The sequence below is a fragment of the Vreelandella glaciei genome (assembly GCF_013415125.1).
GTDB classification, from domain to species: Bacteria; Pseudomonadota; Gammaproteobacteria; order Pseudomonadales; family Halomonadaceae; genus Vreelandella; species Vreelandella glaciei.
In genome coordinates, this window is sequence record NZ_JACCDE010000044.1 from 1 (window position 1) to 18,972 (window position 18,972).

Annotated in this window: 17 protein-coding genes and 1 rRNA gene; 6 read left to right on the forward strand and 12 right to left on the reverse strand. The window is 55.1% G+C overall.

What is annotated here, in order from left to right; genetic code table 11:
- Positions 1-112: ribosomal RNA gene (gene rrf, locus HZS80_RS21210) — 5S ribosomal RNA — on the forward strand; the annotation flags it as partial.
- An 80-nt stretch (positions 113-192) separates the two neighbouring features.
- Entirely contained in the window at positions 193-1,524 is a 1,332-nt protein-coding gene (locus tag HZS80_RS21215) for a deoxyguanosinetriphosphate triphosphohydrolase (protein WP_035564913.1), read from the forward strand.
- 8 nt (positions 1,525-1,532) lie between these two features.
- Here HZS80_RS21215 and HZS80_RS21220 read toward each other — a convergent pair whose 3' ends face one another.
- The 3 genes from HZS80_RS21220 to HZS80_RS21230 are packed head-to-tail and all read right to left on the reverse strand — an operon-like array spanning position 1,533 to position 3,575.
- Positions 1,533-2,441: a nuclease-related domain-containing protein gene (locus tag HZS80_RS21220; RefSeq protein WP_179917254.1), complete on the reverse strand. Its 909-nt coding sequence runs from the start codon at positions 2,439-2,441 to the stop codon at positions 1,533-1,535.
- Between the two features lie 58 nt (positions 2,442-2,499).
- On the reverse strand, positions 2,500-2,874 hold the full coding sequence (locus tag HZS80_RS21225) for a translation initiation factor Sui1 (RefSeq protein WP_035564909.1): 375 nt from the start codon (positions 2,872-2,874) through the stop codon (positions 2,500-2,502).
- 2 nt (positions 2,875-2,876) lie between these two features.
- Positions 2,877-3,575: an HAD family hydrolase gene (locus HZS80_RS21230; protein WP_035564907.1), complete on the reverse strand. Its 699-nt coding sequence runs from the start codon at positions 3,573-3,575 to the stop codon at positions 2,877-2,879.
- A gap of 286 nt (positions 3,576-3,861) precedes the next feature.
- Between HZS80_RS21230 and HZS80_RS21235 the strand changes: the two genes are divergently transcribed.
- The gene (locus HZS80_RS21235; RefSeq protein WP_179917255.1) at positions 3,862-4,284 is read left to right on the forward strand and encodes a hypothetical protein; all 423 of its coding nucleotides are present in this window, start codon (positions 3,862-3,864) and stop codon (positions 4,282-4,284) included.
- Between the two features lie 17 nt (positions 4,285-4,301).
- Here the strand turns inward: HZS80_RS21235 and HZS80_RS21240 are convergent, their stop codons facing one another.
- From HZS80_RS21240 to tkt, 7 genes are all read right to left on the reverse strand, one after another.
- Positions 4,302-4,652, reverse strand: a complete 351-nt coding sequence (locus HZS80_RS21240) for a hypothetical protein (RefSeq protein ID WP_035564904.1) — start codon at positions 4,650-4,652, stop codon at positions 4,302-4,304.
- A gap of 164 nt (positions 4,653-4,816) precedes the next feature.
- Positions 4,817-5,881, reverse strand: a complete 1,065-nt coding sequence (fba, locus tag HZS80_RS21245) for a class II fructose-bisphosphate aldolase (protein WP_035564902.1) — start codon at positions 5,879-5,881, stop codon at positions 4,817-4,819.
- A gap of 96 nt (positions 5,882-5,977) precedes the next feature.
- Complete coding sequence (locus HZS80_RS21250) at positions 5,978-7,147, reverse strand: phosphoglycerate kinase (protein WP_179917256.1); 1,170 nt, start codon at positions 7,145-7,147, stop codon at positions 5,978-5,980.
- A 60-nt stretch (positions 7,148-7,207) separates the two neighbouring features.
- Positions 7,208-8,245: a type I glyceraldehyde-3-phosphate dehydrogenase gene (locus tag HZS80_RS21255; protein WP_035564898.1), complete on the reverse strand. Its 1,038-nt coding sequence runs from the start codon at positions 8,243-8,245 to the stop codon at positions 7,208-7,210.
- Between the two features lie 105 nt (positions 8,246-8,350).
- On the reverse strand, positions 8,351-9,076 hold the full coding sequence (locus tag HZS80_RS21260; protein WP_035564896.1) for an LrgB family protein: 726 nt from the start codon (positions 9,074-9,076) through the stop codon (positions 8,351-8,353).
- Entirely contained in the window at positions 9,066-9,419 is a 354-nt protein-coding gene (locus tag HZS80_RS21265) for a CidA/LrgA family protein (protein WP_179917257.1), read from the reverse strand. The genes HZS80_RS21260 and HZS80_RS21265 overlap by 11 nt, the downstream gene beginning before the upstream one ends.
- Before the next feature lie 3 nt (positions 9,420-9,422).
- Positions 9,423-11,414: a transketolase gene (gene tkt / locus HZS80_RS21270; protein ID WP_035564893.1), complete on the reverse strand. Its 1,992-nt coding sequence runs from the start codon at positions 11,412-11,414 to the stop codon at positions 9,423-9,425.
- Between the two features lie 253 nt (positions 11,415-11,667).
- Between tkt and metK the strand changes: the two genes are divergently transcribed.
- Positions 11,668-12,888, forward strand: a complete 1,221-nt coding sequence (gene metK, locus HZS80_RS21275; protein WP_035564892.1) for a methionine adenosyltransferase — start codon at positions 11,668-11,670, stop codon at positions 12,886-12,888.
- A gap of 136 nt (positions 12,889-13,024) precedes the next feature.
- Complete coding sequence (gene ligB, locus HZS80_RS21280) at positions 13,025-14,713, forward strand: NAD-dependent DNA ligase LigB (protein ID WP_179917258.1); 1,689 nt, start codon at positions 13,025-13,027, stop codon at positions 14,711-14,713.
- Here the strand turns inward: ligB and HZS80_RS21285 are convergent.
- Positions 14,697-15,632, reverse strand: coding sequence for an AEC family transporter (locus HZS80_RS21285; RefSeq protein ID WP_179917259.1), 936 nt, complete (start codon positions 15,630-15,632; stop codon positions 14,697-14,699). The two genes, ligB and HZS80_RS21285, sit on opposite strands and share 17 nt — an antisense overlap.
- A gap of 142 nt (positions 15,633-15,774) precedes the next feature.
- Between HZS80_RS21285 and metF the strand changes: the two genes are divergently transcribed.
- Positions 15,775-16,617: a methylenetetrahydrofolate reductase [NAD(P)H] gene (gene metF / locus HZS80_RS21290; protein ID WP_008959643.1), complete on the forward strand. Its 843-nt coding sequence runs from the start codon at positions 15,775-15,777 to the stop codon at positions 16,615-16,617.
- A gap of 93 nt (positions 16,618-16,710) precedes the next feature.
- On the opposite strand, the gene HZS80_RS21295 is transcribed toward metF, so the two are convergent.
- Positions 16,711-18,912, reverse strand: coding sequence for a TRAP transporter permease (locus HZS80_RS21295; protein ID WP_035564887.1), 2,202 nt, complete (start codon positions 18,910-18,912; stop codon positions 16,711-16,713).
- Between the last annotated feature and the right edge of the window lie 60 nt (positions 18,913-18,972).

Below are 18,972 nucleotides of genomic sequence, written 5' to 3' on the forward strand. Positions count from 1 at the left end.
ACGACCATAGCACGCGTGAACCACCTGATCCCTTGCCGAACTCAGCAGTGAAACCGCTTAGCGCCGATGGTAGTGTGGGGTCTCCCCATGCGAGAGTAGGTCATCGTCAGGCACCTATACCAAAAAACCCCCAGGGCTAACGCCTTGGGGGTTTTTTTTATGGCAAAATGCACTCCTCAAGGAGGATTGCCCATGACTCAGATGCGCTGGGAACAGCTACTTTCCCCACGTCGTCTTCACGACCAACGCTCGACAAGTACTCGTGAAATCGGTCGTAGCCCGTTTCATAAAGACCATGACCGGATTGTTTTTTCAGGCTCATTCAGGCGACTTGGCCGTAAGACACAGGTGCATCCACTAACAGAAAACGATCATATCCATACTCGCCTAACTCACTCACTAGAAGTCGGCTGTGTCGGCCGTTCTCTGGGTATGATTGTCGGAGAGTTACTGCGTGATCGCTTGCCAGAATGGATAACGCCCGCTGATCTTGGCGTCATTGTGCAGACAGCGTGCCTGGGGCATGATATTGGGAATCCCCCTTTTGGGCATGCCGGTGAGTATGCCATTCGCGACTGGTTTCAGCGTGCTCAAAGCAGTGGGCTATTAGAAGGCCTTTCAGACGCTGAGCGCGAGGACCTTTTGACCTACGAAGGTAACGCTCAAGGTTTTCGGGTAATTACTCAGATCGAATATAACCAGTTTAATGGTGGCATGCGGCTGTCAGCGGCCACCCTGGGTGCGCTACTTAAATACCCTTGGACGGTTCGTTACAGCGGACGCGCGGGAAAATTCGGCGCTTACCAGTCAGAGCAGGCGCTACTTAAAGAAGTGGCTGAAGCGGTAGGTTTGTTGCCGCAAGGCGAGCAGCGCTGGTGTCGCCACCCGCTGGCCTGGCTTGTCGAAGCCGCCGATGATATCTGTTACGCCCTGTTAGACCTGGAAGATGGCTTAGAAATGGGGATTCTGCGCTATGAAGAAGTCGTCGAAATACTGCGCCAAATTGCCGGAGAATTCCCGCCTGAGTATGCCGATATGCAAGCCCGTAATGTCTCCCAGCGGCGGCGTATCGCGTTACTCCGTGGTGCCGCTATGGAACGTGCCGTCAATGATGTCGGCGCGGTGTTTGTACAGCATGAGCAGGCCCTGCTAAGCGGCACCCTCAGTGACGACCTATTAGAGCTGTGTCACCCCGACCTTGGGTGGGGTGTTCAGGCTGCGAAGCAGCTTGCCCGAGAGCGTATTTTCCAAAACGAGCGTAAAGCGAAATTAGAGATTGGTGCCTATACGACGCTAGGTATTCTCTTGGAAGCTTTTATTGGTGCTGCCCACGAGCTACATCACACCGGGCATTCATCGTTTAAACATCAGCGTGTGTTGGCCCTGATTGGCGAAAACACGCCGCTGCCTTCTTGGCCGCTTTACGATAGCTACCGCCGAATGCTGGACTTTATCGGTGGGATGACGGACCACTATGCAGTCGATCTTGCCCAAGAGATGGGTGGGCGGTTACGCGGCGACTAAGCCGTACATTATACGGACGGCTGGCGGAGATGTTTGAGTTCCATTAGCCGTGCCCGCTCCAGCAAGATATGGATGACCTTATCGTGAATGGCATCGCTCATCTGTCCCGGTGTTATCTCGGTGAGCTGTTGGGCAAGCTGCTCGCCACTTACCACTAAGATATCCGGTGAGGCCTCGCTGGTATCAATCTCCCAGCCGGGCAGCACTAACACTCCTTTAACCGGTACCGGCACACTGCAGCGGCGCTCTAACCATTGGCTGAGCCAGCTAACGCCCTGACGCGTTTTATGCAGTGGTCGGCGCTCTTGCCAATGTGGAAAGCGTAGCCGCTCGCGCTCTACCGCCACTGTGTTGAGTTCGTTGCCATCAGTGCCGATAGCGAGTGTTCTTGCCCTTGTTTCCACCACAAAAACACCATGAGGTGTTACTACCACGTGATCAATCGTGAAGCTATCGGTGGGGACATCATGAAATACGTAATAGGGGTGGGCCTCAGGGCGGACTAAACGCTCAAGCTCTTGGCCAACGGCAAGCTCGCAAGCGAGGCCTAATTTTAGTCGCCGAATACGTTGATAGTCACGCACCAGCAGCAGTGAAAACGTAAGTACCAGCAGCGTGCTGAGTAGCCCATATAAAGCCCATTCGACCCAATCTTGTTGATCCACAAATAGCATGCGGCCCATGCCATACACCAGAGGGGCCAAGCTAATGATGGGCCCTAACGCCCCGTTTAGAAATAGGCTGGAAAAAGCTTGGTCAAGGCGATGGCGCAGCGCTTGGCCCGGTTCATGAAGGGGAGCTTTGAAGGGCGAATGGACACGCGCATCGTGTAGGTTGCGCAGCGCCAGGACAATACTGGCCATTGCCGCCATGGGGAATAAAAAAATGAGGGGTAGCAAGTATTCCAGCCAAGCCATTGCAGTGCCTTGCCCTATAGCGACTTACTTGACGGTAAGTCTTGGTGGTGTAGAGGCTTTAACCCCCTGCGAGTTTAACCTGATAGCCGAGTGTACTGAGCTCCTGGCACAGAACTTCACGATGGTCGCCTTGTATTTCAATAATACCGTCTTTAACAGCTCCGCCCGTCCCACAACGTTTTTTAAGCGTTTTTGCTAACGTTTTAAGTTCATCACCAGTCAAAGGGATGCCGCTAACAGTAGTAACCCCTTTACCTTTACGGCCGCTGGTTTCGCGTCGAATACGCACAATGCCATCTAGGGCGGCTAAGCGCTGTTGTTCGCTTAGATCATCACAGTGACAGGCTTCAAGTGCTTCCCGACAGGTGGGGCAGGTTTTACCATGTTCGGTGGAGTAAACCAGCCCACCCAATTGGTCACGTAAAGAGGCCATTATCATCCTCCGATAGAGTGTTGAGGCACGGGTGTCTGCCAATATTCACGTGTGAGACGCTCCACTACGGCGGGTAACTGATACATATTACTGATCATAATGGCAGTTTCAGGCGTCTCTTCGGCATCCGGGAAACGATTTAAATGAATCACCGTCATCCCCGCTTTCAGTGCTGCGCGAACACCTACTAAGGCATCGTCTATAGCGATACAGTCACGCGCTGCATAGCCCATGATACTGGCTGCGTGTAAATGTAAACAGGGTTCAGGCTTCCAGCAATTGGCGGTATAGCCACTGAAAAAGCGTTTTCCAAAATAATGGTTAAGGCCTGTGGCTTCTAGCGCCGTAAGAATTTTACTTTCAGGCCCATTAGAGACTACCGCGCTCGGGTAAGAGCTCAGTATATCTAACGCTTCACGAGCACCTGGTATGGTCGTCAACTCTTGGGCAAGCCGAGTGGCTAGATTGGCTCGCATAATGATTTCCATGCGCTCAAGCTGATCAGGATCAACATCACCATAGCGCTGTTGAAGTTCAGCAACGATACGCCGAAAGCGCGCTCCACGAAATTCACCGAGGTAATCGGTAGTAGCAAACGGCAGCCCTACTGAATTAAGCCCGACGGCCATCTCTTCAGCTAGTAACGGTTCGCTATCGACGAGTGTGCCATCACAGTCAAACAGCAAAAGTGGGAGCGGCATTACGGTTCCTTGCAGCGGCTTTAGCGCTGCCAGTGTTAGTTGAAGCCATCTATACTGCTATTGAACGGGATTTTACGTCATTTGTGAACACTGTTTTGTTATTTTTTGCTTGCCTATACGCTACTTTTGAGACAGCTTAAACGGCTACGCCCATTTTGGTGGCCGCTGTTGTCTGTCATCTAGCTTCAGGAAACGCTGTAGCGCTAGCCTTGGAAACGGCCAAGCTGCGCTGAAGAGATAGTAGGGATACACTATTTTGACATAACCACAACATGGAGAACGTCCGATGCGATTCACCCCTTGGATCCTACCCTTAGCCCTCAGCGCTGCTTTGCTAACGACGACTGGCTATGTGTTTGCTGATAATCATGAAACGGAAAGCGAACAGCACGAACCTCTCAATGATGAAGCGCTTGAAAAGGAATACGGTATTAAAGCGGGCTCGGTAAAACGTGACGAAGTGGCGTCATCTAGCGATGCCGAGGATACCAATGAGCAGACCCGTGTGCGTGAAGAAGAAGAGGAGGAAGAGAAGCACGAAGAAGTAGCCACCAGCGCAGGCGAGGATGACGTAGAGTTAGAGACTGGCAAGAGTGAAGAGCGGAACCCAGAGGCTGGCACAGGCGGTACTGGCAGTCCGGATGATGCTATTCATAGCAGCGAAGAAGAAAATAAAGATGACGAGGGAGACACTGACGATAACGAGTAACGCCAGTGCCAGAAGCACTATTTAGCTAGTCGGCGTGAGTTCGCGCTGCTGCGCTGATGGTAAGGTTTCATTGCGCGCTGGCTGGTAACCCACCACGGGGCTGATTGTCCGTTAATTGAATTAAACAGCGCTTTCTGCATTTCGAGGCCAGCTTCCATGCTGGCCTCGAGTTTTTCGGTGACCATTTTTTGATTTTCTTTCATCATATTAGGGCTGAAAAAGGGCTGTGTTTGCCATAAATGATTGCGCATAGTGATGGTCGACAGAGACGTAGTCCAGAGTTCAAATGCCATTAGGCCCGCCTTCCAAATATCGAACATTGCGAGCGGAGTGATAGGCATAAGCGGCGTCGTTGTGGTGCTTTTCATGAGTATTGGCCTCTCGATTGGAGCACGAAACCTCGTGGTCACATCAACAGTGTTAGCGTATCAATGCTGCGATGCAATATGTATTTTGTCGAGCATAACGTGTGTTAGCTAAAAAAAAGACGACCAACCGGTCGTCTTTTCGTTAAGCAATTGTACTAACAGGATTACTTGATTTTAGGCGCCATTTCGCCGCGCTCGTAGCGCAGGGACATCGCTTCAAGACTAATCGGTTTGATCTTGCTGGCGTTGCCTGCAGTGCCAAAGGCCTCATAGCGCGCAATACACAGATCGCGCATCGCCGTAACGGTTTCTTTAAGGAATTTACGAGGGTCGAATTCAGCAGGGTTTTGTGCCATAAAACGACGTACAGCGCCTGTAGATGCTAGGCGTAGGTCAGTATCGATATTCACCTTACGCACGCCGTGCTTAATCCCTTCAACGATCTCTTCCACCGGAACACCGTAGGTTTCTGAAATTTGGCCGCCGTACTGGTTTATCACTTCCAGCCACTCTTGCGGCACGGATGAAGAGCCGTGCATAACGAGGTGGGTGTCCGGAATCCGCGCATGGATCTCTTTGATGCGCTGGATAGAGAGCGTGTCACCAGTAGGCGGCTTAGTGAATTTATAAGCGCCGTGGCTGGTGCCAATGGCAATGGCCAAGGCGTCTACGTGAGTCGCTTTGACGAATTCGGCCGCTTCTTCAGGGTCGGTCAGCAGCTGTTCCATATCCAGCTTGCCTTCAGCACCAATGCCGTCTTCTTCACCGGCCATGCCTGTTTCCAGACTGCCCAGGCAGCCCAGCTCGCCTTCAACCGACACACCGCAGGCGTGGGCCATTTCGACTGCACGACGGGTAACGTTAACGTTGTAGTCGTAATCGGTGGGTGTTTTGCCGTCTTCGCCCAGTGAGCCATCCATCATTACCGAGGAGAAGCCAAGCTGGATAGAGCGCTGGCAAATTGCAGGGCTAGTGCCGTGATCTTGATGCATGACCACCGGGATATGGGGAAACTCTTCTACGGCCGCTAAAATAAGGTGGCGTAGAAACGGGGCTCCCGCATATTTACGAGCGCCAGCAGAGGCTTGCACGATTACCGGTGAATCGGTGGCATCAGCAGCTTCCATAATGGCGCGCATCTGCTCAAGATTATTAACGTTAAATGCCGGGATGCCGTAGCCATATTCGGCGGCATGGTCGAGCATTTGGCGCATGCTGATCAGAGCCATTAAATCACCTTATCTAAGTTTTAAAAAAAGCATGTTGTCACAATGAGGCTATTAACGCCGCGGCTTTATTGCACGGGTGGTTTAAGTCGCCCCATATTAACCGCGTTTGGCAGCAGCTTCGAGCGCTGCTACGGCGGGCAGCTGCTTGCCTTCGACATACTCAAGGAAAGCACCGCCGCCGGTGGAGATATAGGAGACACGATCAGCAATGGCATATTTATCAATAGCCGCTAACGTATCACCGCCGCCTGCAATCGAGAAACCTGCGCTATCGGCGATAGCCTGGGCGATAACCTGGGTGCCTTTGCCAAACTGATCGATTTCAAATACCCCGACTGGGCCATTCCACAATATGGTGCCAGCATCTTTGAGCATACTGGCCAAGTGAGCGGCGGTATCGGGGCCAATATCTAAAATCATCTCGTTGTCAGCTACTTGATCGACCGGTTTGACGATGGCCTCTGCCGATTCAGAAAACTCAGTGGCCACCACAACATCGGTAGGTAACGGAATCGACACCTTCTCCATCAGGGCTTTTGCCTGACCCATCAAATCGGCTTCATAGAGTGATTTGCCGACATTATAGCCCGCAGCGGCGATAAAGGTGTTGGCGATGCCGCCGCCCACGATCAACTGGTCGCATTTGTCGGCCAGCGCAGTAAGCACGTCAAGTTTGGTAGAGACTTTTGAGCCACCAACGATCGCCACCATAGGACGTGCCGGTTTCGCCAGGGCTTTTTGCAAAGCATCGAGCTCTTGGGCCAGTAGCGGGCCTGCGCAAGCACTGGGTGCAAAACGGGCCACGCCGTGAGTAGACGCTTGTGCGCGATGAGCCGTGCCAAACGCATCCATGACAAAAATATCGCATAGCGCGGCATACTGCTGCGCCAACTGCTCGTCATCTTTTTTCTCGCCGTTATTGAAGCGAACATTTTCAAGCAGCACCACATCACCGTTGGCGATGTCTAACGTCTCACCAAGATACGTCTTAATTAGCGGTACTGGGCGACCTAGCAGCTCAGCCAAGTGCTCAGCCACCGGCGCGAGCGAGAATTCATCGGCGGGTTCGCCTTCAGTGGGGCGCCCCAAGTGGCTCATTAGCATTACTTTCGCGCCAGCCTTCATGGCTGCTTGAATCGTCGGCAATGCGGCGCGTAGGCGTGCGTCGCTGGAGACGCGGCCATGTTTGATGGGCACATTCAAATCTTCACGGATCAGCACGCGTTGCCCTTCCAGGGGAAGGTCAGTCATCTTTTTCACGTTCATGTGAGCGGTTTCCTCGTGTTTATGCCGTTGAACTAAGGGTAAACAGATAATGCAACTAGGTTACGTTTGTGCCGAAAGTGTGGCCAGCCGCTGACTAATATCGAGCATCCGGTTGGCGAACCCCCACTCGTTATCGAACCAGCACAGCAGTTTGATAAGACGCTTGCCCGCCACCCGGGTTTGCGTGGCGTCCAGAATGCCTGAGCGCGGATCGTGGTTGAAATCAACGGATGCCATCGGCGCTTCAGTATAGCCAAGAACGCCCTTTAAGCGCTGCTGGCTGGCGGCCAAAAGTAGCGCATTGACGTCATCACGGTGAGTATCGCGGCTGACCGTCAGCGCTACATCCATGGCAGATACATTGATGGTTGGAACACGTACGTGCAGGCACTCAAAGCGGCCCGCCAGATGGGGCATCAGGCGGCTAATACCCAGTGCCAAGCCGGTATCGACCGGCACGATAGAGTGCATTGCCGAGCGAGTAAGGCGCAGATCGGTTTGATGATAGGCATCAATGACCGGTTGATCATTCATCGCCGAGTGAATGGTAGTGGTGACGCCGTGCTCAAGACCGAGCGCTTCATCCAGAATGGTTAACAGTGGTACAAGACAGTTGGTAGTGCACGAGGCGGCAGAGAGAATTCGCTGCGATAGCGTCAACTCACTCTCGTTGATGCCCCAGACGATGGTGGTATCGACGTCATTTTCAGCAGGCTGAGAAAACAGCAGGCGTTTAGCGCCAGCCTCTAGATGCTGTTCGGCGGTGGCGCGATCTTTAAAGCTCCCAGAGCACTCTAAAACCAGATCCACATCAAGCGCCTTCCAGGGCAGCTTGCGTGGGTCTCGTTCGCACAACACCTGAATGCGCTGACCGTTGACCATAAGGCACTGACCATCATGGTCGACATCGCCTGGAAAGCGGCCATGGGTAGTGTCGTAGCGTGTCAGGTAGGTAATGGTGGCAAGATCAGAGAGCTCATTTATGGCGACCACTTCAAGCTCCGGGTGATGCCGCTCAACGAGGGCCCGCAGCACGCATTGGCCAATGCGTCCGTAACCGTTAATGGCGATGCGATATCTGGGAGCAGAATTAGCCATGCAGAAGGGTGGCTCTTAAAAGTGAGTCAATAAACAAAATGGAGTTGAAACCTACGGGATGATAACGCATTTCAGCCAGCGATTCTTACCGGCGGCGTTTCCCCATTAGCTCCCCATGCCTATCAGTCGCCAAGCGAGCGGTAGTAGCATGGCGGTGAAAATGCCGGTTAGGCTCATCCCTAGTGATGCAAAAGCCCCGGCGGTTGGGCTAATCTCAAATGCTCTGACAGTGCCAATGGCATGTCCGTTAAGCCCAAGCGCAAAACCGATTAATCGCTCGTCATCAATGCGCAAAAACCGCGTGGTAAGGCTGACGCAGGGTATCGTCGCCACGCCGGTAATCAATAATGCCCCCATGAGAAGCGCCACCGTACCGCCCAACTGCTCGGTAATACCGATAGCGATAGGGGCAGTCACCGATTTAGCGGCAAGAGAGGCGAGTATGGTGTCAGAGCTACCCAGTAGCCAAGCAATCGCCAGCGAGTAGAACGCTGCCAGCGTAGCGGCAATGGGCAGGCAAATAGCCAGCGGCCGCCATAGCTCAACGATACGCGGCAACTGCTGGTAAAGCGGCATACCTAACGCCACGGTAGCAGGCCCCAGCAGCACAGTGAGCCAAGTGGCACCCTGATGATAAGTGGCGTAAGGCAGCCCCATCAGCGCTAATGCCCCGGCCAGTAGCAGCGCCGCAATTAAGATGGCGGGCAGCCAGGAGGGGCGTTTTAGGCGCTGAAAAACCCCGTTCCCGATGAGATAAGCAGTCAGCGTTAACCCTACTGCAAACAGCGGGGTAGTCGTTAACAGGGTGAGTAGCGATGTATCAGCGGACATGGGTAGGTTTGATCAGCCGTTTGAGCAACCAAAGCGTTGTCACCACGCTGAGAAGCGTGCCCAGTAATAACGCGATGAGAATCGCACTCCATTGCCCGGCCAGCTCGCCGATGATGAAAAACACCCCAACAACACCGGGCATAATCAGCATGGCGAGCAAGGCAATCAGTGGCTGGGCGGCGGCAGCAATACTGCTAGAAACGCGACCACGCATGGCGAGCGTAACGCAAAGTAGCAGCATGCCAATAACGCCTGACGAGATCGGCAAAGCGGTGAAATAGATCACCACTTCACCGATCAGCCAGTAGCTAATCAGCCATAGAAAGCCACTGAGCGCGGGCATGGCTTAGCCGAGTAGTTCGTTGGCTTGCTTGACCACATTCTCGACGGTAAAGCCGAAGTGTTTGAACAGATCCCCCGCCGGGGCGGATTCGCCGTAGGTGGTCATGCCGATCACACGGCCTTCCAGACCTACATACTTGTACCAGTAGTCGGCGTGAGCGGCTTCAATAGCGATACGCTTGGTGACCGCTTTAGGCAGTACGCTCTCACGGTACTCGGCGTCTTGACCGTTGAAGCGATAGGCCGACGGCATGGAGACCACGCGTACGGCTTTGCCCTGCTGCTCAAGCTCGGCGGCGGCGTCCATCGCCAACGACACTTCTGAGCCGGTGGCAATCAGAATCAACTCCGGCGTTCCTTCGCTATCCTTGAGAACGTACGCACCGTTTTGAATGGCTGCCAACTGCGCTTTCGTGCGCTGCTGGTGGGGTAGGTTCTGGCGTGACAGTACTAGCGCCGTGGGGCCGGAGTGGCGCTTGATGGCGGCATCCCAAGAGGCGGCGGTTTCCACTGCATCACAGGGGCGCCAAGTATTGAGGTTCGGCGTGGTGCGCAGGTTGGTGAGCTGCTCAATCGGTTGGTGGGTCGGGCCATCTTCACCCAGGCCGATGGAGTCATGGGTGAACACGTAGATCACCTGCTGGCCCATCAGCGACGCCATGCGGATCGAGTTACGCATGTACTCCATAAAGATTAGGAAGGTTGCTCCGTAAGGTACCAAGCCGCCGTGCAGAGCGATGCCGTTCATGACCGCCCCCATGCCGAACTCACGAACCCCGTAGTGCAGGTAGTTACCGCTGGCGTCTTCCGGGGTGATCGCTTTGGCGCCTTTCCAGAAAGTCAGGTTGGAGGGCGCCAAATCGGCACTGCCACCCAGCAGTTCTGGCATTTGCGGGCCAATCGTATTCAACACTTCAAAGGAGGCTTTGCGAGACGCGATGGTCTCGCCGCGTTCTTGGGCCTGCTCAATCAATGCTTCCGTGGCAAGCTCTGCGGGGAGCTGGCGCTTCATCCGGCGCTTAAACTCGCGCGCTTCCGTGGGGAAGGCTTCGGCGTAGCGAGTGAAGCGCTCATCCCAAGCCTGCTGGACAGCTTTACCTGCGTCGCGAGCATCCCAGGCTGAGTAGATAGGCTCAGGGATATGGAACGGGGCGTGAGGCCAGTCTAGCTGGGTGCGGGCCAGGGCGACTTCTTCATCGCCGAGCGGGGCGCCGTGAGCGTCCTCCTTGCCCTGCTTGTTGGGAGCACCAAAGCCAATGATGGTTTTACAGATAATCAGGCTTGGCTTATCGTCATGGCTCTTGGCCAGCTCAATAGCGGCTTTGATCTCTTCAGGCTTATGTCCATCAACGTTGGGTACTACGTGCCAGCCATAGGCTTCAAAACGCTTGGCGGTATCGTCGGTAAACCAGCCTTCGACTTCGCCATCAATAGAGATGCCGTTGTCGTCGTAAAGCGCGATCAATTTACCCAACTGCTGGGTGCCGGCTAGGGAGGCCGCTTCATGGGAGATACCTTCCATCAAGCAGCCGTCACCCAGGAAGCACCACGTGTGGTGGTCAACAATCGTGTGCCCCGGGCGGTTGAACTGCGCCGCCAGGGTTTTTTCCGCGATGGCAAAGCCTACGGCGTTGGCAAAACCCTGACCCAGCGGGCCAGTGGTGGTTTCAATGCCAGGCGCGTAACCGAATTCCGGGTGGCCCGCGGTGGGCGAGTGCAGCTGGCGGAAATTCTGCAGTTGTTCCAGGCTTAACTCATAGCCGCTTAAATGCAGCAGAGAGTAAAGCAGCATGGAGCCGTGACCATTGGAAAGCACGAACCGGTCACGATCGGCCCACTTGGGGTCTTCGGGGTTGTGCTTGAGGTAGTCATTCCATAGCACCTCGGCGATATCAGCCATACCCATGGGGGCGCCAGGATGGCCGGACTTGGCCTTCTGAACGGCATCCATGGAAAGCGCGCGAATGGCATTGGCTAGCTCAAAACGGGATGGCATGGGGGTGCTCCTCGCCTGGAAACAGAAATTATAAAGCCACTATTGTCGCTGACTTCCCATGTTGCGGCAAATATGACGGCAAATTCTGGTAAGCGCGTTCTGGGAAGCATCGCCGGCAGCGTGTAGACTCTGCCCCCCGAAGTGGTGGAGAAAGTGGTGCTGCCGCTTCTCTTACGGGCAGGAGTTACCTGCCATGATTTCCTGCTGATGCTGTGCATTAGAGACAGCCATCATACAGAGGGTCGAGTGCGCGATGAGCGAATATTCCCTGTTTACCTCCGAGTCCGTCTCCGAAGGTCATCCCGATAAGATTGCCGATCAGATCTCTGACGCGGTGTTAGATGCCATCATCGCCCGTGATAAACAGGCCCGCGTTGCCTGTGAAACCATGGTGAAAACCGGGGTGGCGATCATTGCCGGCGAAATTACCACCTCTGCTTGGGTTGATTTAGAAACCCTCGTGCGCGATGTGATTATCAGCATCGGCTATAACTCGTCTGATGTTGGCTTTGATGGCGCGACTTGTGGCGTGGTTAACCTGATCGGTAAGCAGAGTGTTGAGATTGCCCAAGGCGTTGACCGCAGTAAACCGGAAGATCAGGGCGCTGGCGACCAGGGCCTGATGTTCGGTTATGCGACCAACGAAACCGATTCGTTTATGCCTGCCCCGATCCACTACTCGCACCGTTTAGTCGAGCGTCAGGCCGAACTGCGTAAAAATGGCCTGTTACCGTGGCTGCGCCCGGATGCCAAGAGCCAGGTAACCTTCCGCTATAACGCTGAAGGTCAGCCCTGCGGTGTTGATGCCATCGTGCTCTCTACCCAACACGACCCAGATATTGATCAGGAAGACCTGCGCAAAATGATCAAGCGCGAGGTCATTGAGCAAGTCATCCCCGCCGAATGGTTGGATGGCAGCACCCAGTACCATATCAACCCGACCGGCAAATTTGTGATTGGCGGTCCGGTAGGCGACTGTGGGCTGACTGGCCGCAAAATTATCGTCGACACCTACGGCGGCATGGCGCGCCACGGTGGTGGCGCGTTCTCGGGCAAAGACCCCTCTAAAGTGGATCGCAGCGCCGCCTATGCAGGCCGCTATGTAGCTAAGAACGTAGTGGCCTCGGGGCTGGCTGACAAGTGTGAGATTCAGGTCTCCTACGCGATTGGCGTTGCCGAGCCGACGTCGGTCTCCATCGATACCTTCGGCACCGGTAAAATTGACGATGCCAAGATCGTTGCGCTAGTTCGCGAGCACTTTGACCTGCGCCCCTACGCGATCACCAAAATGCTTGATCTGCTGCACCCGATGTATCAGCTCACCGCCGCTTACGGCCACTTTGGCCGGGCACCGTTCGAGCACAGCTACACCTGGAGCGACGATAAAGGCCAAGTGCATACCGAAACCTTTACCGCCTTCCCGTGGGAAAAGGTTGATAAGGCCGATGCACTGCGTAAGGCCGCCGGTTTGTAAGAGATTCGCTACACCGTTTGTAAGCAATGTATTAAATCGCCCCTTTGGCTTCGGCCGGGGGCTTTTTTTATGCGCTATTTCAAAACCCTGCGCTAGGCTAAGTCTAAAGGCTGATGTGTTAACGCGGGGGTAAGTAATGTTGTTGGGTGTACGGACTTGGCTGTTGGGTGGCCTGATCTGGCTTGTCACTTTTTCCGCACACGCTGCCCAATGCCCAGATTGGCCGGAGGAGCGCTTAAGCCGCGAAAGCAAAGCTCTGGCCGAGCAGGTTCAGCGCTGGGACACTGCCTACCATGACGAGGGCGTCGCGCTGATCGACGATGCCCTTTACGACCAAGCGTTAGAGCGCCTAGCCACCTGGCAGCGTTGCCTGGGCAATGTACCTGACCATCGCCCGCTTACGCGCGTTAAACGCAGCAGCGGCACCCTTGAGCACCCTGCGGCGCAGCGTGGGCTTGATAAAGCTGATGACGATGGCGTCAGACGTTTTACCAGCCGCCGCGAAGACCTGTGGATCCAGCCCAAAGTGGACGGCGTGGCGATTACGTTGCGCTATGAAAATGGCGAACTAGTCGAAGCCGTTAGCCGTGGCGATGGCGAGCGGGGCCAGGATTGGACGGCCCGTGCCCGACAGCTCCCTGCCATTCCCAATACGCTACCTGAGTCTATTTCTGCAGTACTCCAAGGCGAGCTGTATTGGCGGTTAACCCAACACGTGCAGTCGCGTTCACCCGCATCGGGTGCCCGGGGCGCCGTGGCGGGAGCAATGGCGCAATCCTCCCCTGAAACCGCCACCCTTGAACGTATTGGCCTGTTTGTTTGGGATTGGCCCGATGGGCCTAGCGCAATGCAAGAACGTTTAGCTCGGCTAAGTGGGCTAGGCTTTGATAGCGCTGACTATACTCATCCACTGGATGATCGCCGTGATGCCGCTTACTGGCGTGATAGCTGGTTTAACGGCCCTCTGCCATTTGCCACCGACGGCGTAGTCATCAAACAGGCAGAGCGCCCCGGCGTGCGCCGCTGGTCATCTTCGCCCCCAGAGTGGGCTATTGCCTGGAAATACCCCGCCCAGCAGGCGCTAGCGGAAGTGCGCGGCATTGAGTTTCGTGTTGGGCGCACCGGGCGCGTGACGCCACTGGTGTGGCTTAATCCGGTACAGCTGGAGGGACGACGCATTAGCCGCGTCTCACTGGGCTCGCTGGAGCGCTGGGAATCACTGGATGTTCGCCCCGGCGACCAGGTGGCGATTACGCTTGCGGGGTTAACGATTCCCCAGTTAAGCGAGGTGGTGTGGCACACCCAGGAGCGCTCACCGCTGACGCCGCCTTTACCCCAGCGTTACCACCTGCTGAGCTGTTTTGAGTTAACCCCAGGCTGCGAAAGCCAGCTGCTGGCGCGGCTCACTTACCTTGGCGAGCAGCTAGGTATGCAGGGGATCGGTGAAGGTACCTGGCAAGCGCTATTAGAAGCGGGTGTCGTTACTCAGTTACTGGACTGGTTGGTGGTTGCGCCAAGCCAGCTGGAACAGGCTTACGGCATTGGCGAGGCCACCGCCGCCACGCTTACCGAGCAATTTCATGTCGCCCGCAGTCAGCCGTTTGCGGCATGGCTGAGGGCGCTGGGCGCGCCACCAGGTAGCGAGACAGCGCGGGGAGACTGGCAGCGCTTGGCGGACTACCAGCGTGACGATTGGCAATCAATCCCCGGCATTGGTCCGGTTCGCGCTGACGCGCTGGTAGCATTTTTCAGCTACCCAGAAGTACAGCGCATGGCTTGGCAACTGCAGCAGGCGGGCGTTGCAGGTTTTAGCCCAGCCCGGTGAGGCGCAGCATTAAACCAAGGTAAAGCGGAATCAGCAGCGGCGCGAGCAGTGTGGTGACCAGCACTGCTAACGCGCCTTTTTGCGGCTGAATACCCAGCTCCATCGCCACCACCACCACGTTAGCCGCCATCGGCACCACGCCCATCAACAGCAGCGCTAACGCTAGCTCTGTGGAAAGTGGCGCGATCCACTGCAGTGTTAACACGGCCACGAGCATGACTACTGGCCACATCAGGTAGCGCAATCCTACGCAGGCGACGACAAATCGCGTATCCCAGGCGGAAAGCGTCACTTGGCTAAGCGTCATACCAATAATCATCATGCCCAGCAGCGTGTAGGTGGCAGGAAACACTTGCAGCGAATTCATGACCGCGGCGGGAATGGTTACCTCAAGACAGCTTAGCAGTAACGCTAATAGGAAGGCGTAGATAAGCGGCAGGCGCGAAATTTTGATTAGGCTCTCGCGTACTGAAAAGCGACCGCGAGCACTTAGATAAAAGCCCACGGTAAATTCGTAAATATTAATCCCCAGCATACAGAACAGGTAAAGGGTAACGCCTTCAGGGGGTAGCAAAATCAGCGCAATCGGCAGGCCAAAATAGCCGGTATTACCCGTTCCTGAGGAGAACGCCAGCAGGGCCGCTTCCTGCTCACCAAAACGGTGGCGAGTAATGCGCTGTACTACCATGGCCATTAGGCTTGCCAGAATGAATAGCGCTAATGTGAGTAAAAGATAGTTAGGTGTTGGGCCGCCGTTCATCAGCGCGCGAAAAATCGTAAAAGGCGCTATCAGGTAAACCAGCAGCGTCGCAATCGGGCGAGGGTCTAGCTTGAGTCGTTGGGCGGCGAGCCAGCCGAGCCCCACGTAGCTGAGTAGCATAAGTAACGGCCCAACGAGCGCCCCAGGTGCAAGATCCATTTATCCTCCCGTTGTAGGTGTGGTGACTGACGAACATGAGCCGAATTAAAGGCCGAGCGTGAAATCTTTCATTAGCCCCAGCGCAATGGAACAGCGAGAATACCCCAAAATATCATCACTATTGATCTAAAAAGGAAATCCCATGAGCAGCCACGAGCATCCGTTAGGTATCAGCTTTGAATTCTTCCCGCCCAATACCGATGCTGGGCGCGATAAGCTGATCCACGTTCGTGATGAGCTGGCCGCCCGCAAACCGCGTTTTTTCTCGGTAACCTATGGCGCCGGTGGGTCAACGCAGGCGCGTACCCGCGAAGTAGTGCGTGCAGTCGGCGAGAGTGGTATCACCACTGCGCCGCACCTTTCTTGTATTGGTAGTGAGAAAGCCCAGCTTCGCGACCTGCTGGCACAGTACCGGGAAGAGGGCGTGGATAGCCTGGTCGCGCTGCGTGGTGACATGCCCTCCGGTATGGGGAGCATTGGTGAGCTGCGTTATGCTAACGAACTGGTTGAGTTTATTCGCACGGAAACCGGCGACCATTTCGATATCGCTGTAGCCGCTTATCCTGAATCTCATCCACAGGCGCCTAATCTTGATAAGGATGTGGAAAACTTTGCGCGTAAAATGAAGGCGGGCGCCAATATGGCCATCACCCAGTACTTCTTCACCGCCGATGCCTATTTCAACTTCGTTGATAAAGCCCGCGCGCTGGGCGTTGAGCAGCCGATTATTCCCGGCATTATGCCGATTACCAACTACACCAAGCTGGCGCGTTTCTCTGACGCCTGCGGCGCCGAGATCCCGCGCTGGATTCGCAAGCAGTTGGAATCATATGGTGACGACAGCGAAGCGATTGCCGCTTTTGGCACCGATGTGGTGAGCCGTCTTTGTCAACGATTGCTGGATGGTGGCGCGCCAGGCCTGCATTTTTATACCCTTAACCAAGCCGCGCCGGTACTGAAAGTCGTCGACAACCTGACTGACTAATCTCTCTTTATTTCTACTGGTTGGCGCTTACGAAAAACCCCGCTCAACGTCGTTGAGCGGGGTTTTTTACGCTTAGTATTTAGTGGCTTACACTCAGCCAGCTTGCGCTGTTTTATTACCACCGCCGTGTAGCTTGCGCTGCATGACGAATAGCACGATACCAATCGCGAGGCCGAGGACGTCGGTATAGATACCGCCGTAGATCATAAACATCGCCCCCACTAGCATGACAACGCGCTGCCAAGCATTAACCGGTCCAAAGAACCACGCTTGTACCATGCCCGACAGCAGAACAATCCCCAGCGTTGCAGTCACCCCAACGCGAAGGATCTGCATCGGCGAACCTTCCATCAGCATGGCGGGGCTGTAGAAGAACATAAACGGCACAATGAACGCGGCCAAGCCAATCTTGAACGAGGCCACCGACGTGCCCATGGGATTGTCGCCAGAAATGCCAGCCGCTGCATAGGAAGCCAAGGCAACTGGCGGGGTGATCGCCGACACGACTGCAAAATAGAACACGAAGAAGTGCGCGATCAGTGGCTCAATACCGATATTGATTAGGCCCGGCGCAACGACTGACGCAGCCACCGCATAGGCGGCGGTGGTCGGCATGCCCATCCCCAGCAAAATGCTGATCAACATGGCAAATACAAGTGCTAGCAGTTGGCTGACACCCGCTAAACCAAGCAGCAGTGACGAGAAGCGTGCACCGACACCCGTCAGCGAAATCACCCCGACGATTAAGCCCGCGCAGGCGCACACGGCGATAATCTGAATCGACATGGTGCCTGCAATCTGCAGGGCTTTAAGGATTGCGCGAAGGCCCATTTTGTTGGGTGAAATCCAGCTCACGACGGCGGCTGAAGCGGTTGCCAGGGTACCGGCGCGGATGACCGAGTAACCCATAAACAGCGCGACAATCAGGATGATAATGGGTGCAAACAGATAAACCTGTTTTACCAGCTTCGAGAACAGCGGAATCTCATCCTTGCGCATACCGCGCATGCCTTTACGGGCGGCTTCAAAGTCGACCATAAAGTAGATAGAGGCAAAATAGAGGATGGCAGGAATGATCGCCGCAATGGCAATTTCGGTATACGGAATACCGGTCACTTCAGCCATGATGAATGCGCCAGCACCCATGATCGGCGGCATGATCTGCCCACCGGTTGAGGCGGCGGCTTCGATGGCACCCGCACTACGCGCGGGGTAACCGACTTTTTTCATCAAGGGAATGGTCAAGGAGCCGGTAGAAACCACGTTACCCGCCGATGTGCCATTGATCATGCCCATCAGGCCAGAGGCGAAAATAGCCACTTTAGCGGGGCCACCACGGGCACGACCCGCTGCGGCAAAAGCAAAGTTGACGAAGTAGTCGCCGACTTTCGAAGCCTGAAGAAATGCGGCAAAAATGATGAATAGAATAATATAGGTCGACGAGACTGCCGTGGTGGGCCCGAGGATACCGGCGTCGGTGTAGACCTGGCTGAAGAAGCGCTGCAGTGACAGGCCCGGGTAGCCCAAAAAGCCCGGCAAATAAGGACCGGCGAAAACGTAGGTCAAAAAGACCGCGGAAATCACGACGAGGGCTAAACCCGCCACCCGGCGAGTAAGTTCTAGAATCAGCAGAGAACCTGCGATGGCCGCCCAGGAAATGCCTGACGGCGCAAATGACGTACCCGTCGACATACGGATATTGGTGTTATAAGCCACCAGCAAATAGCCTGCGCTCGCCATCGCGCAAACCATCAGCACCAAATCGGCAGGGTTGAAGCGGTGCCGAGCTTGACGGTAAAACCATGACAGCACAATCGCACCCGCCGTCGTCGCCATGAGCGGATAGCCGTAGTGCCAGTTTTCGACACTTGGGTCGATGCGCATGGCACTACCGCTGAGCGTTTGATACATCACGAAAACTTGCGCCAAGGTATAGGCAGCGGGAATCAGTAGCGCATAGCTAACCCACTTAATCCAGGCGCCTGACGCCTGATGATCGTCCTCGGCAAAGCGGGCACCGGCAAATAGCCCGTAACCCAGAATAAGTGCACCGGCAATGTGTACGATACGAAACGACCAGGTTTCCATCGGATACACGTTGAGTGAAATCAGATGGAAACTTGAGTAAGCGATCGCTAATGCCGCAAATAGCAAGAATTGCCAGCCCGTAAACAGGCGGCGATTGGGTTCAACAACGTCGTCATCGACACCATCAGCAATAGACTCGGGTATCGCAGAAGCCGCGTGGGCATCATCCTTGAGGCCAGTGGGTTCTTGGTCGGTTTTGTGACTCATTAGAGTTCACCCTCACAGCAAAAGCAGACAAAGGGGGGTAGCAGCGAAAGCTGCCCCGCC

Coding starts and splice junctions, on each gene's coding strand:
- fba (WP_035564902.1), bottom strand. CDS start 5,881: ATGGCTCTGATCAGCATGCGCCAAATGCTCGACCATGCCGCCGAATAT.
- ligB (WP_179917258.1), top strand. CDS start 13,025: ATGTTGTTGGGTGTACGGACTTGGCTGTTGGGTGGCCTGATCTGGCTT.
- HZS80_RS21265 (WP_179917257.1), bottom strand. CDS start 9,419: ATGCCCGCGCTCAGTGGCTTTCTATGGCTGATTAGCTACTGGCTGATC.
- HZS80_RS21285 (WP_179917259.1), bottom strand. CDS start 15,632: ATGGATCTTGCACCTGGGGCGCTCGTTGGGCCGTTACTTATGCTACTC.
- HZS80_RS21215 (WP_035564913.1), top strand. CDS start 193: ATGACTCAGATGCGCTGGGAACAGCTACTTTCCCCACGTCGTCTTCAC.
- metK (WP_035564892.1), top strand. CDS start 11,668: ATGAGCGAATATTCCCTGTTTACCTCCGAGTCCGTCTCCGAAGGTCAT.
- HZS80_RS21235 (WP_179917255.1), top strand. CDS start 3,862: ATGCGATTCACCCCTTGGATCCTACCCTTAGCCCTCAGCGCTGCTTTG.
- tkt (WP_035564893.1), bottom strand. CDS start 11,414: ATGCCATCCCGTTTTGAGCTAGCCAATGCCATTCGCGCGCTTTCCATG.
- HZS80_RS21255 (WP_035564898.1), bottom strand. CDS start 8,245: ATGGCTAATTCTGCTCCCAGATATCGCATCGCCATTAACGGTTACGGA.
- metF (WP_008959643.1), top strand. CDS start 15,775: ATGAGCAGCCACGAGCATCCGTTAGGTATCAGCTTTGAATTCTTCCCG.
- HZS80_RS21250 (WP_179917256.1), bottom strand. CDS start 7,147: ATGAACGTGAAAAAGATGACTGACCTTCCCCTGGAAGGGCAACGCGTG.
- HZS80_RS21295 (WP_035564887.1), bottom strand. CDS start 18,912: ATGAGTCACAAAACCGACCAAGAACCCACTGGCCTCAAGGATGATGCC.
- HZS80_RS21225 (WP_035564909.1), bottom strand. CDS start 2,874: ATGGCCTCTTTACGTGACCAATTGGGTGGGCTGGTTTACTCCACCGAA.
- HZS80_RS21230 (WP_035564907.1), bottom strand. CDS start 3,575: ATGCCGCTCCCACTTTTGCTGTTTGACTGTGATGGCACACTCGTCGAT.
- HZS80_RS21220 (WP_179917254.1), bottom strand. CDS start 2,441: ATGGCTTGGCTGGAATACTTGCTACCCCTCATTTTTTTATTCCCCATG.
- HZS80_RS21240 (WP_035564904.1), bottom strand. CDS start 4,652: ATGAAAAGCACCACAACGACGCCGCTTATGCCTATCACTCCGCTCGCA.
- HZS80_RS21260 (WP_035564896.1), bottom strand. CDS start 9,076: ATGTCCGCTGATACATCGCTACTCACCCTGTTAACGACTACCCCGCTG.